Annotated in this window: 11 protein-coding genes and 1 tRNA gene; 4 read left to right on the top strand and 8 right to left on the bottom strand. The window is 35.0% G+C overall.

Annotation, left to right across the window (positions count from 1 at the left end; all coding sequences use genetic code 11):
- Window positions 1–358 precede the first annotated feature (358 nt).
- The 5 genes from T410_RS03180 to T410_RS03200 all read right to left on the bottom strand — a co-directional run bounded on the left by T410_RS03180 (window position 359) and on the right by T410_RS03200 (window position 7,444).
- On the bottom strand, window positions 359–2,566 hold the full coding sequence (locus T410_RS03180) for a TonB-dependent receptor (RefSeq protein ID WP_035668641.1): 2,208 nt from the start codon (window positions 2,564–2,566) through the stop codon (window positions 359–361).
- Window positions 2,567–2,691: 125 nt separating this feature from the next.
- On the bottom strand, window positions 2,692–3,045 hold the full coding sequence (locus T410_RS03185) for a hypothetical protein (RefSeq protein WP_035668643.1): 354 nt from the start codon (window positions 3,043–3,045) through the stop codon (window positions 2,692–2,694).
- Window positions 3,046–3,294: 249 nt separating this feature from the next.
- Window positions 3,295–4,284 (bottom strand): aspartate-semialdehyde dehydrogenase, encoded by a 990-nt coding sequence (locus T410_RS03190; RefSeq protein ID WP_035668645.1) that lies wholly within the window; start codon window positions 4,282–4,284, stop codon window positions 3,295–3,297.
- 212 nt (window positions 4,285–4,496) lie between these two features.
- A complete protein-coding gene (mscL, locus tag T410_RS03195; protein WP_035668647.1) occupies window positions 4,497–4,913 on the bottom strand; it encodes a large conductance mechanosensitive channel protein MscL in 417 nt (138 codons plus the stop codon).
- An 86-nt stretch (window positions 4,914–4,999) separates the two neighbouring features.
- Window positions 5,000–7,444 (bottom strand): bifunctional UDP-N-acetylmuramoyl-tripeptide:D-alanyl-D-alanine ligase/alanine racemase, encoded by a 2,445-nt coding sequence (locus T410_RS03200; protein ID WP_035668648.1) that lies wholly within the window; start codon window positions 7,442–7,444, stop codon window positions 5,000–5,002.
- A gap of 300 nt (window positions 7,445–7,744) precedes the next feature.
- On the opposite strand from T410_RS03200, the gene T410_RS03205 reads away from it, so the two are divergent.
- Window positions 7,745–8,350 (top strand): hypothetical protein, encoded by a 606-nt coding sequence (locus T410_RS03205; RefSeq protein WP_035668649.1) that lies wholly within the window; start codon window positions 7,745–7,747, stop codon window positions 8,348–8,350.
- On the opposite strand, the gene T410_RS03210 is transcribed toward T410_RS03205, so the two are convergent.
- A complete protein-coding gene (locus T410_RS03210) occupies window positions 8,345–9,046 on the bottom strand; it encodes a porin family protein (RefSeq protein WP_035668652.1) in 702 nt (233 codons plus the stop codon). The two genes, T410_RS03205 and T410_RS03210, sit on opposite strands and share 6 nt — an antisense overlap.
- 404 nt (window positions 9,047–9,450) lie before the next feature.
- Between T410_RS03210 and gnd the strand changes: the two genes are divergently transcribed.
- The 3 genes from gnd to T410_RS03225 all read left to right on the top strand — a co-directional run bounded on the left by gnd (window position 9,451) and on the right by T410_RS03225 (window position 13,208).
- The gene (gnd, locus tag T410_RS03215) at window positions 9,451–10,350 is read left to right on the top strand and encodes a phosphogluconate dehydrogenase (NAD(+)-dependent, decarboxylating) (RefSeq protein WP_035668654.1); all 900 of its coding nucleotides are present in this window, start codon (window positions 9,451–9,453) and stop codon (window positions 10,348–10,350) included.
- A 91-nt stretch (window positions 10,351–10,441) separates the two neighbouring features.
- A complete protein-coding gene (locus T410_RS03220; protein WP_035668656.1) occupies window positions 10,442–11,761 on the top strand; it encodes a gluconate:H+ symporter in 1,320 nt (439 codons plus the stop codon).
- A 28-nt stretch (window positions 11,762–11,789) separates the two neighbouring features.
- A complete protein-coding gene (locus T410_RS03225) occupies window positions 11,790–13,208 on the top strand; it encodes a gluconokinase (protein WP_035668658.1) in 1,419 nt (472 codons plus the stop codon).
- Between the two features lie 101 nt (window positions 13,209–13,309).
- On the opposite strand, the gene T410_RS17295 is transcribed toward T410_RS03225, so the two are convergent.
- Both T410_RS17295 and T410_RS03230 read right to left on the bottom strand, forming a co-directional pair.
- Complete coding sequence (locus T410_RS17295) at window positions 13,310–13,435, bottom strand: hypothetical protein (protein ID WP_255360745.1); 126 nt, start codon at window positions 13,433–13,435, stop codon at window positions 13,310–13,312.
- Window positions 13,436–13,954: 519 nt separating this feature from the next.
- Window positions 13,955–14,041 (bottom strand) — tRNA-Ser (locus tag T410_RS03230).

Here is a 14,041-nt window from a genome sequence, read left to right on the forward strand (position 1 = left end):
TGAAATTTACAAAAATAAATTTCAGTTGTTTTTAATCTATCAAAATAATAAATAGTTAAAGATCTCTTTATTATGGCAATTGACACGCCTACAATTAACCTCAATAATTTTTAATTTTCAACTTGATTTTTGGCAAGTAAATTGTTCTCACAAAAAAACGCTACTCTTTCGAATAGCGTTTTTTGAACTTCTTATCAATCTATTATGTGATTGCCACGTTCCTCGCAATAACAATCGTCCGGGGAATCCAATGCCCTAGCCCTGATGGGAGCGGCATCCTTTCTTGTCCTGAATTTAGTTCCGGATCCTGAAACGAGTTCTGGACAAGAAAGATACAGTGTACAGCAGGATTAAGCTCCTACAAAATAAAATTCACCCCAAAAACAATGTTTCTTCCTATGTTAGGAATGCCATCCGTTTTCAAGCGCGAAAGGTGCGCGATGTATCTTTTGTCCAACAAATTATTTGCGTTCAGGTTGATATCAAAAGCCGTTTTTCCCAATTTTATTTTGCCTCCAAAACCCAGATTTACCAAGGAATACCCATTGGATTTGGTTTCAAAACCACTCACGTTATTTTGATTGAAAGTCGTGGACAAATTCAAAGTGGCGAAACCATCTTCGAGCCAGTTTTTGATATTGTATTCGGCTCTAATGGTGTTATTCCAATTATTTGCAGGAATCAACGGTAGGAAATCACCATTTTGTTTCTTTCCGGTTACGGTTTCAAAACTGGTTTCATAATGCAACCAATCCAATGGATGCGGGTGAAAATGCAGTCCTATTTCGCCTCCGTACAACTTGGCATTGTTCTGAATGTATTCAAAAACATCATTATTATTCATAACTGCTCCTGTTGGCGAAGTGTAGATATAATTGTTGATGTGGTTGTAAAAACCATTGGCAAAAAACTCAAAATGATCTGTTTTGTATTCTAAATTCAAATCGGTCTGTACGTTTTGCTCTGTTTTCAAATCACTGTTTCCTACTTCATAGCGGTTCGTTCCTTCATGCACACCATTAGAAGTTAATTCGGCAAGGTTTGGTGCTCTAAATCCGGAAGCCAGATTCAGGCGCAAGGTTAAATCCTCGGCCAGATTGGTTTTGTAACCTAAGGAAGCATTGAAACTGTCGAATGATTTATCGATGGCTTTAAAATAGCCTTCCTGACCTGCAATTCCATGTTCTATTGAGGTAATTTTTCTATTATCGAAACGCAATCCAGCTTGAAAAACATTCTTTTTCCACTCATAATTAGCCGTTCCAAAGACACCAAAATCATTGGTAGACGCATCAGGAATCAGATATTCTTCCCCGGAATTGGTATTGGTTTGGTGCATGCCCTGAATTCCAAAAATAGATTCTACATTACCTATTTTTGGTAAATGGTATTTCGCATCATAATTGAATGTTTTGAGTTTCATGTGTAAGCCAGCGACATTGCTGTCTACAAACTCGCTTCGGTCATTGGCGATATAACCCAAATCAACATCCAGTTTTGATTTTTCGAAAAAGAAAACATTATTTAAACTCAACAAATGATTGAAAACGCCTTGCCTTGGAAATCCTGTTTCTTTACTGGTCGTTTGGTCTGCAATGCCTTCTTCCGGGATTCCTAAATCCAGCTTGTTGTAATTGTAACGCAACACACTGGAAAACTTGGCATTGCTGTAACCAATTCCTGTTTTGAAATCGGTTTCATTGTAACGGGTATTTGTTACTCGGTCACCATTTGGAATTTTATAATCAGAATGGGTATTATAACTTCCGCGAGCGAGAAATTTCCAATTATCAGTGGATGTTTTCAACCCCAAAGACGAATTGCTACCTAAAGTATTCGAAAATAATTTCTGGCTGAAATTAGCTTTGAAGGTATTGGCATCGGCAAATTTTTCGGGGTTAAAATACAGTACACCGCCTAAAGCATCTGACCCGTATAATAACGAAGCCGGTCCTTTGATAACCTCAACACTTTCTATTCCCGAGTCGTTTAATCCCAAACCGTGTTCGTCACCAAACTGCTGATTTTCCATACGAACACCTTGGGAATATACCAAAACCCGATTCCCACTTAGTCCACGAATCACCGGTTTCCCAATGGAAGTTCCAGTAGACACCTGAGAAACCCCGGGTATCGTTGCCAATCCTTCAATTAAAGTGGCCGTTCCTTTTCGTTGCATCTGTTTGATACTTTCGTGCTCCACCTTCATCACATTTTGCGATTGTATTTTATTGAAAGCGGTGGAAACAATTACTTCATCCATCTGGAATATCGTTTCTTCAAGGATTACGTGAAGTGTATTTTCCTTTTGCAAACTGTTTATGGTTTTATTCTGTGTTCCATATCCAACAAATGTAAAAGTCAATTTTAAGTTTCCATTAGGCAGATTAGTAAATACGTATTTTCCGTTTTCATCAGTTGCGGTTCCTTTGTGCAATTCTGATGCGTAAACTGAAACCCCTTTTATGGGTTGATTATTTTTACCTGTTACTATTCCAGAAAGTGTGTTTTGCGCTTGAAGCATCGCCGAAAACCCTAAGAACAGGGCTATAATAAATTTTCTCATTGAAAATGATTGTATTGTTCCTTATCCCAACCCTTTCTATAGAAGAGGGAGCTGAGACAGAAATTATTTAGTAAATAAATAGAAATGAAATGTGCTGAAATAAACCAACAGAAGCTGAAAAGAATTCAGCTTAAATTATTTACAGGGGGCCCGCGAAGGGAATATAAACTTCCGGAAAACGAAAGAACCGTTTCCTTTGCAGCAAAGAAATAAGGAATTTCTTTATAAACTGCATATAATTGATAGGAAAACTCTTTTGGAGAAATATAACTTCCAAAAGTAAAATCACAGACATAACAATGATCAAAATTATGGTGTTGATGCGTTATCTCTTTATTGGTAACATTGTATTTATGATGGCACTCTTTTTGGAAAAGTTGCTTCTCTATATGCTCATAGGTATGAAAAGACTGAAACAGTATTGAAAACAATACCACAACGACCAAAGAAAGACTTACTATGAGTTTATTCTGTTTCATCCTTGGCAAAGGTAACGAAACAATTTAGAAAAGTAATACGCTTCATTTTTTACCCTATAAGAAAATTAAGGAAACGTACATTTTACAAACCCAAATAAACCGTTCTCTTAAATGAACTTATATTCCTTAGCAGTTTTAAAAAACTAACTGTTTTGATTAGGAAAAACTGTAAAAAAGAAAACCATTTGTTCTAGCAAAACTGTAGTGTTTCGTTAAAACAAATGGTTTAAAAATATTCTTTTGGAATTATTACACCAATTTAGCAGCAATCAAATATTCTGCAATTTGTATGGTGTTTGTAGCAGCTCCTTTTCTAAGGTTATCCGCAACAATCCACATATTCAAGGTATTTTCCTGGCTTTCGTCACGACGAATTCTACCTACAAAAACATCATCTTTACCTTGTGCATATCTAGGCATTGGATAAGTAAAGGTCTCTAGATTATCTTGCACTGTAATTCCATCCGTTTGGCTCAAAATAGTTCTTACATCCGCAACATCAAAATCATTTGAGAATTCTACATTAACCGCTTCACTATGACCACCTACAACAGGAACACGAACAGCAGTAGCCGTCACCTTAATACTATCGTCACTTAATATTTTTTTAGTTTCTTTAACTAATTTCATTTCTTCTTTGGTATACCCGTTATCCTCAAAACTATCACATTGCGGAATACAGTTACGGTTTATTTTATATTTATAAACCATATCTCCTTCGATACCGGCACATTCATTTTCAAACTGTTGCACCGCTTTTACACCAGTCCCTGTAATGGATTGATAAGTAGAAACGATCACACGTTTAACGTTGTATTTTTTATGCAAAGGTGCTAATGCCAATACCATTTGAATGGTAGAACAGTTTGGATTTGCAATAATCTTATCTGCTGCAGTCAATTCAGATGCATTGATTTCAGGAACGATTAATTTTTTAGTTGGATCCATTCTCCAAGCTGATGAATTATCGATAACAGTTGTACCCGCTGCCGCAAATTTTGGAGCCCATTCTAATGATGTATCACCACCTGCAGAGAACAAAGCAATATCCGCTTTCATGTCTACAGCAGTTTGCATACCAACTACTTTATATTTCTTTCCGTTGAATTCAATTTCTTTTCCAATTGATTTCTCTGAAGCAACAGGGATTAATTCTGTTACAGGAAAATTTCTTTCTGCCAATACTTCCAACATGATTTCGCCAACCATTCCAGTGGCACCTACAACTGCTATTCTCATAGTATATTTTTATTATTGAGTACTAAATTTGAATGGCAAAAGTAAGTAATATTCAAATTAAAACAAGCGTGTTCACAAAAAATAACAAAATGTTATAAATACAACAATTTATTATTTTCTATTTTTAAACAAAAGAAAAACCGCCTCAATTACGAAGCGGTTTAGTCCTGAATTAATTCAGGATAAATTTAGAATATATAATGTAGCGGTAATTATTTTTTCAATAAATCTCTAATTTGAGTAAGCAATTCTTCTTGTGTAGGTCCAGCTGGAGCAGCTGGTGCCACTTCTTCTTTCTTTTTAGCTTTTTCAGCAGCTCTTAAAACAACAAAAATAAAGAATGCAATAATGATAAAATTAATGATAGCTTGTACCAGATTTCCATAAGTAATTACAGCAGCACCAGCAGCTTTTGCAGCAGCCAAAGTTTCGTAACTATTTCCGTCTAAAGTGACAAATTTTTGTGTAAAATCTATTCCACCAGTTAATAAACCAACGATAGGCATAATAACATCATCCACAGCTGAACCTACAATTTTACCAAAAGCACCACCAATAACTACAGCAGTTGCTAAACTCAATACATCACCTTTCATTAAAGATGCTTTGAAATCACTGAAAAATCCCATAATATTTTTTTTAGTTTGTTAATACATTAAAAACGAAAATAGTTAAAATTTAACATTATTTTGATTTTTTTATAAAAAAAATCAAATTATCGATAAAATACCCGCTTTACTCGTTGAGAAACACTGGTAAGTATCTCGTAAGGTATGGTATTCAATTTTTGGGCTATATAATTTACCGTTGGGCTTTCGCCAAAAATAATTACAGCATCCCCTTCTTTGCAATCAATTTCGCTGACATCTACCATTAACATATCCATACAAATACTGCCAAGAATAGGTGCTTTTTCATTTTTAATAGTCACAAAACCTACTCCATTTCCCCAACCTCTTGAAATTCCATCTGCATAACCAATAGGAATTGTTGCTATTCTTGTAGGTTTCTCAGCCATAAATCGTCGGCCATAGCCTACACTTTCACCTGCAGGAATGGTTCTGATTTGTGAAATAACTGACTTAAGCGTTCCTACATTTTCTAAATACTTCTGTTCTTCACTGTCATTTGAAACGCCATAAAGACCAATTCCCAAGCGAACCATATCGTATTGTGCCTCTGGATAATTACTAATTCCCGAAGTATTTAAAATATGCCGAATGGGTTTTATCTCTAATTCGGTCATTAATTTTGAGGATAATTTCTCAAACAAATCAATTTGCGAATGCGCAAAATCACTGTGTTCTAAATCGTCACTGGTAGCCATGTGCGATAAAATACTTTTTATTTTAATGGTTTGATTTCCTTTTAAAGTCGCAATCAAATCATCAATTGTATTGTGCTCAAATCCCAATCGATGCATTCCAGTGTCGAGCTTTATATGAATAGGAAAATGTTTCAATTTTTTTTGCTCGGCAATTTTCAAGAAGGCACGTAATCCTTTCAAACTATAAATTTCAGGCTCTAACTGGTGTTGAATGATTGCCGCAAAACTGGTAGTTTCCGGATTCAATACCATAATTGGTAAATTAATTCCGCCATTTTTTAACGAGATTCCTTCATCGGCGAAAGCCACACCCAGGTAATCCACTTTGTGATGTTCCAGTAATTTAGCTATTTCAAACCCCCCGCTTCCATAACCAAAAGCTTTAACCATCACCATTATTTTAGTTTTGGGTTTCAGCTTTGATTTGAAGAAATTCAGATTATGACTGATGCCGTTCAAGTTAATTTCAAGAACGGTTTCGTGTGTTTTCTCTTCTAATAAAGCTACAATTTCCTCAAAATGAAATGTGCGCGCTCCTTTAATCAAAATCGTTTCATTGTTGAAATTCAAATCATCGAAACTGGATATAAATGCTTCGGTATTCTTGAAAGTGATACAATTCGTAAATTTATTTTCGAATGAGGAGATAACTTCTCCAATCCCGATAACTCGGGTTATTTTGTTAGAAACTATCAATTGGGCAACTTTCGAATATAAGTCTTCATTTGTTAAACCACTTTGAAAAATATCCGATAATATTAATGTCTTTTTTTGGCGTTTATTTTGACTTTCGAGAAAATCCAACGCTATTTTAAGCGATTGAAAGTCGGAACTATAACTGTCATCAATGATACTGCAATTGTTGATTCCGTTTTTAACTTTCAAACGCATTTCGACCGGATACAACAATCCCATTCTGTTTTGAATCGTCTTTTCATCATATTTAAAATACAATAAAACCATCAAACACGAAATTGCATTTTCAATCGACGCTTTATCCTGAAACGGAATGGTCAATTCAAACGAATTTCCTTTGTATTGGTATTGAATACTTGTGTTGTCATTTATGAGTGCCGTTTTAAACACAAAAACATCCGCTTCTTCTGAAAGAAAACTCCATGTAAATGCTTTTGTATTTTTAGAAATACAAGAATCAACAGTGTCATTTTTTTGATAAATAACTACTTCTGAATCTTCAAAAAGGAGCATTTTCTCTTTTATTTTTTCTTCTAAACTTGAAAACCCTTCATCATGTGCGGAACCAATACTCGTCAAAATCCCAATCGTGGGTTTGATAATAGGCTCCAGTTTTTCCATTTCGGAACCGGTAGAAATTCCGGCTTCAAAAATACCGAGATTGTGTTGTTCATTAATTGCCAAAACTGACAAAGGGACTCCTACTTGTGAGTTGTAACTTTTGGGGCTTCGAATAATATTATAATCTGGGCCTAATAAAAAATTAAGCCATTCCTTTACTATCGTTTTACCATTACTTCCTGTCAATCCAATAATAGGAAAATGAAACAGACCGCGATAATAGGCGGCCATTTGCTGCAAGGCTTTTACTGTATTTCCAACAATCAGAAAATTAGCTTTGCCTTCGCAATTATCCGGAATATGGTTAACGACAAAGCTCTGAACCCCTTTTTCAATTAAATCCTTGATGTAAATATGCGCATCATTATTGGTTCCAACCAAAGCAAAAAACAGGGTTTGCGAACCATTTTGCAACGAACGACTATCAATGGAAATTGCATCAATTGAAGCAGAGCTTTTATTGCCAACAAATTCAGCCTGAATTTGTGGAATTATATTTTGGATTTTTAGACTCATTGAAGCGATGCGAATGACGCCGATTTATTGATTGACACGAATTATTATTACGAAAGAAACACAACATAACTTTTGCGAAAGCGCAAATGAACTCTTGGCTTCTTTATAAAACTTCCTCAAAAATAAGACTTCTTTTCAAAATGGAGACTTTCAAACGCTACAATTTACAGCTATTTTTATTCATTAAAACATCGCTAAAATCACCTATAAAAGTATAAAATACGTTAAAAACGATATAAATACCCACTAACTATTTTATCATTATTGCTATATTTGTTTGCATAAATACCCTAAGAAATCTTGAAAAAAATCCTGCCAATATTCTCCTATATTTTTCACCCGATATTTATTCCGGTAATGGCAACGCTGGTTTATCTTTTTTACAATGCTTCCGCTATCATAAATCAGGAAAAACTTTTTATTTTTTCTCAGATTATAATCATCACGGTAATCGTTCCTGGGTTGCTGTTTTTAATATTGCGGGCTGCGGGAAAAATTGATTCCATTATGGTTGAGGAGGTTTCGCAACGCAAAATTCCGTTACTGATTCATTCGTTTCTGATTATTTTATTAGTTCGAAAAAGCATTACTATAGATCGATATCCGGAGTTGCATTTCTTTTTTTTGGGCGCCTTAATGAGTACATTGCAGGCTTTAATATTATCTTTTTTCAAAACAAAAGCCAGTTTACACATGATGGGGATTAGTTCCTTAACGGTATTTTCTATTGGATTAAGCATGCATTATCAGGTTCAAAGCACTTTTTTGATTGCTTTTTTAATCCTTATCAATGGTCTCGTGGCTTCTTCCCGTTTAGAAATGAAGGCGCACACAACTACTGAACTAATTATCGGATTTCTGCTAGGAAGTGTGTCGCAACTGCTTTTGTTCTATTTATGGCTATAGAATATAAAAAATTATTCCAATATTCATAGAAGTCATATCGATGGGTTTACCATCAATTTTAGCCGATTTGAACAGCGAATTTAAACCGTAATACGCATATACATTTATAGTATTATACCCCGATGAAATGTAGGCACCGTATAAAAATTTATTAAAATCTTTATTGCCCGAAACAACTATTTTCCCTTGAGCATCATTATAAATGGATCGATCATATATCAAATAACTAAATTTAAATCCGCCGTAAATTCTCCAAAATTTATAGCTTTCATACGTTGATGTTCTCCATCTGAACTCTAGAGGAACCTCAACTAACAGTTGCGAAAATTTATTTTTACTAAAGGTTGTTCCAGCATCAATAATAGAATAAACTGGTGTTTGATCCGTTTTTGAAATGGCAAGATTCTGATTGTAATTATTATATGAAAAACCAACTCCCGAAGCTATTGCAACAGTCCTATTTTTATTTATTGGCATATCCCTAAGAAAACCCGCTGAAAAACCCGCTGATAATTTACTTTGAGACAAGCCCGCAGGCTTATTCAATAACGTATTGTAGGTAAATCCAAAGTAAAACTGATCTTCTCTGTACAACGAATCAATTTTTACTTTTGGAGCACTAACCGGAGCCACACTTTCTTGCGAAAAAACAGGAAAAACAGATAATAAAAGAAAACAACTCAGGAATAATCGCATAGTGTTTTTGATTTAAAAAATTATTTAATGAATTTCCCAAACCTATTGGAGGTTTCTATTTTTCATTATGACTTTACAAATATAGGATTTTGATACTTTTCTTATACGTTTTACTGACAAATAAAGCTGATTATAAACTAAAATCACACACGCTGAAACAACTTCAATTTCTTCAATGCATAAAAAACGCAAGCCTTGTAATAAACAATAATTTATCAAAAAAATTGTGCTGTAATCCTAATCAGTCTTATATAAAAAACATTAATTAAGATATTGATTTAAGCAAGTTTAAATATTTCTTGAATAAATAGCTTCTTAAAAAATTAAAACCAATATTTTTACTTGAAAAATTTTTAGAACGCTTTTGCAAAAGGATTTAAAAATACACTTAAAAACAAACAGTCATGCAAATTGGAATTATAGGATTAGGAAAAATGGGCTTCAACCTTGCCCTTAATTTACAGCGAAATGGTTACGAAGTAGTAGCCCAAGATGTAAACACAGACTTTGTAACAAAACTAGGCTTGGAAGGAATTACAACTGCACATTCCGTAAACGAATTGTGTGAAAAACTGACTGACCGAAAAGTGATTTGGTTAATGGTTCCCGCTGGCGAAATTGTAGACGGAGTAATCACTTCCCTAATTCCTTTTTTAGAAAAAAATGACATTATTATTGACGGAGGAAACTCGAACTATAAAGATTCGAAACTCCGTTATTCCCAATTAAAAGAGCTTGGCATCGACTTCTTGGATTGCGGAACTTCGGGCGGAACGTCAGGAGCCTTGAATGGTGCTTGTACGATGATAGGCGGAGACGCAGCCGTATTTGAATATGTAGCGCAGCTTTTCAAGGATATTTCTGTCGAAAATGGACATCTTTATACCGGTGCAGCCGGAAGTGGACATTTTACTAAAATGGTTCACAACGGAATAGAATACGGCATGATGCAATCTATTGCCGAAGGTTTTGAGGTTTTTGAACATTCTGAATTTGACATTGATTTCGAAAAAACAGCTAAACTCTTCAATCATGGCTCTGTGGTACGCAGTTGGTTAATGGAACTCACCGAAAATGCTTTTTCGAAAGACCCTAAATTAGACAGCATTAAAGGAATCATGCATTCTTCAGGCGAAGGGAAATGGACATTAGAAACTGCTTTGGATTTAGGCGTTCCTACTCCAGTTATTGCACTTTCAATCATGATGCGTTACCGTTCCCAAATGCAGGATACCTTCTCAGGAAAAGTGGTAGCAGCACTTCGCAATGAATTTGGCGGTCATGCCGTCGAAAAGAATGAGTGATAAAAAGACATTATTTAAAAGTTTAAAGAAACCTAAACTCCACTCGATTTGACTTCCACAATATAATTTCTAATTTAGAAAATTCCAGCCTATGTCCATATTGATTTTAATTGCAAGTATACTCTTATTGCTTGTTTTGATATCCGCGGTAAAACTCAATGCCTTTATTTCATTGATTATTGCTTCTCTTTTTGTGGGAATTACTAAAGGCATGGCCTTTCCTGATATCATAAACTCATTGCAACAGGGAATTGGTAGTACATTGGGATCCTTGATTTTGATTATCGCTTTGGGAGTTATCTTAGGAAACATCCTTTCGGATAGTGGTGCGGCACAACGGATAAGTACGGTAATGATACGGTCTTTCGGTATAAAACACATCAAATGGGCGATGCTGCTTACCGGTTTTGCAGTAGGTATTTCGATGTTTTACAATGCTGGTTTTGTGATTTTGATTCCTATGGTTTTCGCTGTCGCAAAAAGCACAAAACAACCCATAATTTATCTTGGAATTGCTATGGCTTCTGCACTTTCGGTGACACACGGTTTTTTGCCACCTCATCCGGGACCAACAGCCATTGCCGTAATTTTTAAGGCAGATATTGGAAAAACATTACTTTACGGATTGGTGATTGCTATTCCAACGTTACTACTTGCAGGTATTATTTTTCCGGAATTCATCAAGAAAATTGTAGCCAATCCTCCCAAAGGATTATTTGAAAGTAAAACATTTGAAGAAAATGAAATGCCCTCTTTCGGCATCAGTTTTCTTACGGCTCTAATTCCGGTTATCTTAATGGCATTGGCAACAACAAGCGAATTAACCTTACCCGAAACATCTTCATTCCGTCATATTCTTGCATTCATTGGAAATCCAACGACTTCGATGCTCATTGCAGTATTATTTGCAATTGTATTTTTAGGCATCAATCGCGGCCGGAAAATGCAGGTTATTATGGACAAATCCAGTTCGGCACTGAGTTCTGCTACCATGATTATTATGATTATTGCGGCTGGTGGGGCATTCAAACAAGTATTAATTGACAGCGGTATTGGTACTGATTTAGCTGCTTCTTTCGAACAATCAACACTTTCTCCTTTACTTTTAGGTTGGTTAATTGCGACAATTATTCGCATTGCATTGGGTTCAGCAACCGTTGCCGGATTAACGGCGGCAGGAATTGTGCAGCCTTTGGTTGTTAGTTCGGGGATAAGTCCTGAATTAATGGTATTGTCTATAGGTGCAGGAAGTTTAATGTGTTCGCATGTGAATGATACGGGATTCTGGATGTTCAAAGAGTATTTCGGAATCAGTATTTCAGATACATTTAAAACATGGACGGTGATGGAAACGATAATCGGAATAATGGGATTAGCTGGCGTATTGTTACTGAATTTATTTGTGGGATAAGGTTCAGCCTTTTGAAAAAAATAATTAAATGGAGCAGTTTTATATCGGAATAGACATTGGCACCACAGCAACTAAAGCAGTGTGTTTTGACAAAACAGGGAAAGTGATTCGTCAATTTACCCAGTCATACCCCATGTATCACCCAAAACCTGATTGGAGTATACAAAAACCAGCGGAAATTTTAGATGCCGTTTTACAATGCATTAACGAGATCACAAAGGAAATCAAGCCGGAATTCATCAGTTTTAGTTCGGCAATGCAAAGTATAATTGCAATAGATAAAACTGGAAAACCGATTACTGATGCGATTCTATGGGCAGATAATCGAGCTCATTCATTGGCCGAAGCATTAAAAGAATCAGGACAAGGACTTCATTTTTATCAAAAAACAGGAATCCCTATTCATACTTTTTCACCCATGACAAAAATTGCCTGGTTGAAAGAAAATGACATAACACCCTTTTCCAAGGCTTTCAAATTCATTAGTATTAAAGAATACATTTGGCATCATCTTACGGGAGAATATGTAACTGATTCCTCGATGGCTTCCGGAACTGGCTTAATGAACATTCATACTCTAGAATGGGATTTGGATATTTTGGATTATTTAAAAATAGAAGAATCGCAACTTCCCGCTATTATTAGTCCAATGCATCAAAGCAAAGGACTATTCGATGGTTTTCATTATATTTTGGGTGGTGGTGACGGCGTATTGGCAAATTTAGGAACAGGAGCAATGGAAAAAGGACGTATGGCGTTATCTATTGGAACCAGCGGTGCGGTGCGTTTGCCAGTTGACAAACCTTTTATTGATTCCAAAATGCGAACGCAATGTTACCATTTGATAGACAATAAATACTTAAAATTAGGAGCCGTAAATAATGGCGCAATTGTTTTGCAATGGCTGAAAGAATCCATTTTAAAAACAGATGAATCTTTTGAAGAATTATTCGAACTAGCAGAAACAATTCCTGCAGGCTCTGAAGGCTTGCTTTTTGTCCCTTATTTATTAGGCGAAAGAGCACCTATTTGGGATGCTTCAGCACAAGGGACACTTTTAGGCATCCGCATTATCCATTCCAAAGCACACTTGATTCGTGCCACCTTAGAAGGAATTTTATTCGGATTGCTGAGCATCACTGAAATCTTACTTCCTAACTCTGGCGAAAGACATAAAATCACTGTAATGGCGAGCGGTGGTTTTGGAAAAAGTGAACTCTGGCTACAGATGGTCGCTGATATTTTCCAAATGAAAGTAATCGTCGCAGAAACTATTGAAGCATCTGCTTGGGGGGCTGTTTTAATTGGGTTTAAAGCTAGAGGAATCACCGTTTCAAATCATCCCAAAATTGGAAAAACCTTTTTACCTAATAAAGATTCTAAAGAAATCTATGAGCAAAGTTTTGATAAATTCAAAAAGGTCTATCCTTTGTTAAAAGATATTTAGTTAAAATCTAAGCGTAAGCATTTTTATCTTCAAATACCATTAAAGCTAAAACTTTAGTGGTATTTGAAGATTCATAGGTTTCTATAGATACTTTTGTCATATTAAGTCAAAGTATAAATTTCCCAAATAGAAACTCCCATTAAAATTGCTACTGATAAACTCACACTAGCAACAAAAAATCCGCCGATGATCAAAAACACTGTGTTTTGTTTGTTATCTGTTTCCATATTTTAACTATTTAATTTAAATCCTTTAACTATTCCTTTCAGCAGTAAAACCTATACTCTAACTTTTTTAGAACTATCAAGTTTTCTAATTTCAAAATTTTATTTAGAGGTATACCAAATCTTAAATGCTTACTTAAATTTAAAACATTTTAGATTAAACTACAAATTTAACCGACTAAATACACTATTTAACACATATAGTAGTTTTTTTCTTATTTTTTATATTTATAAAAAACGAAACGCTTTAATTTAGAAAATTCATGAAATAATATTAAAATTAACACTGAAAAAACGTCTAGATAAAAATTGTTTAACCTTAAGGTAATTTAAAACAATTTCTTATTTTTTTGATTCAACTCAATAGTATCGTATTTCAAAAAAAACAGTATCAACAAAATCAAGGATTGATTTCTTTTTATATTGATCCAAAGTTTGCAGTACAAGAAAAAATTGAACTAATTATAATCATAAAAAAACCCAATCACTTCAATTATAGTGATTGGGTTTTTAATTATTCAGCAGAGAGGATGGGATTCGAACCCACGATACAGTTACCCATATACTAGCTTTCCAGGCTAGCTCCTTCAACCACTCGGACACCTCTCT

Source organism: Flavobacterium sp. 83 (assembly GCF_000744835.1).
Taxonomy (GTDB): Bacteria; Bacteroidota; Bacteroidia; order Flavobacteriales; family Flavobacteriaceae; genus Flavobacterium.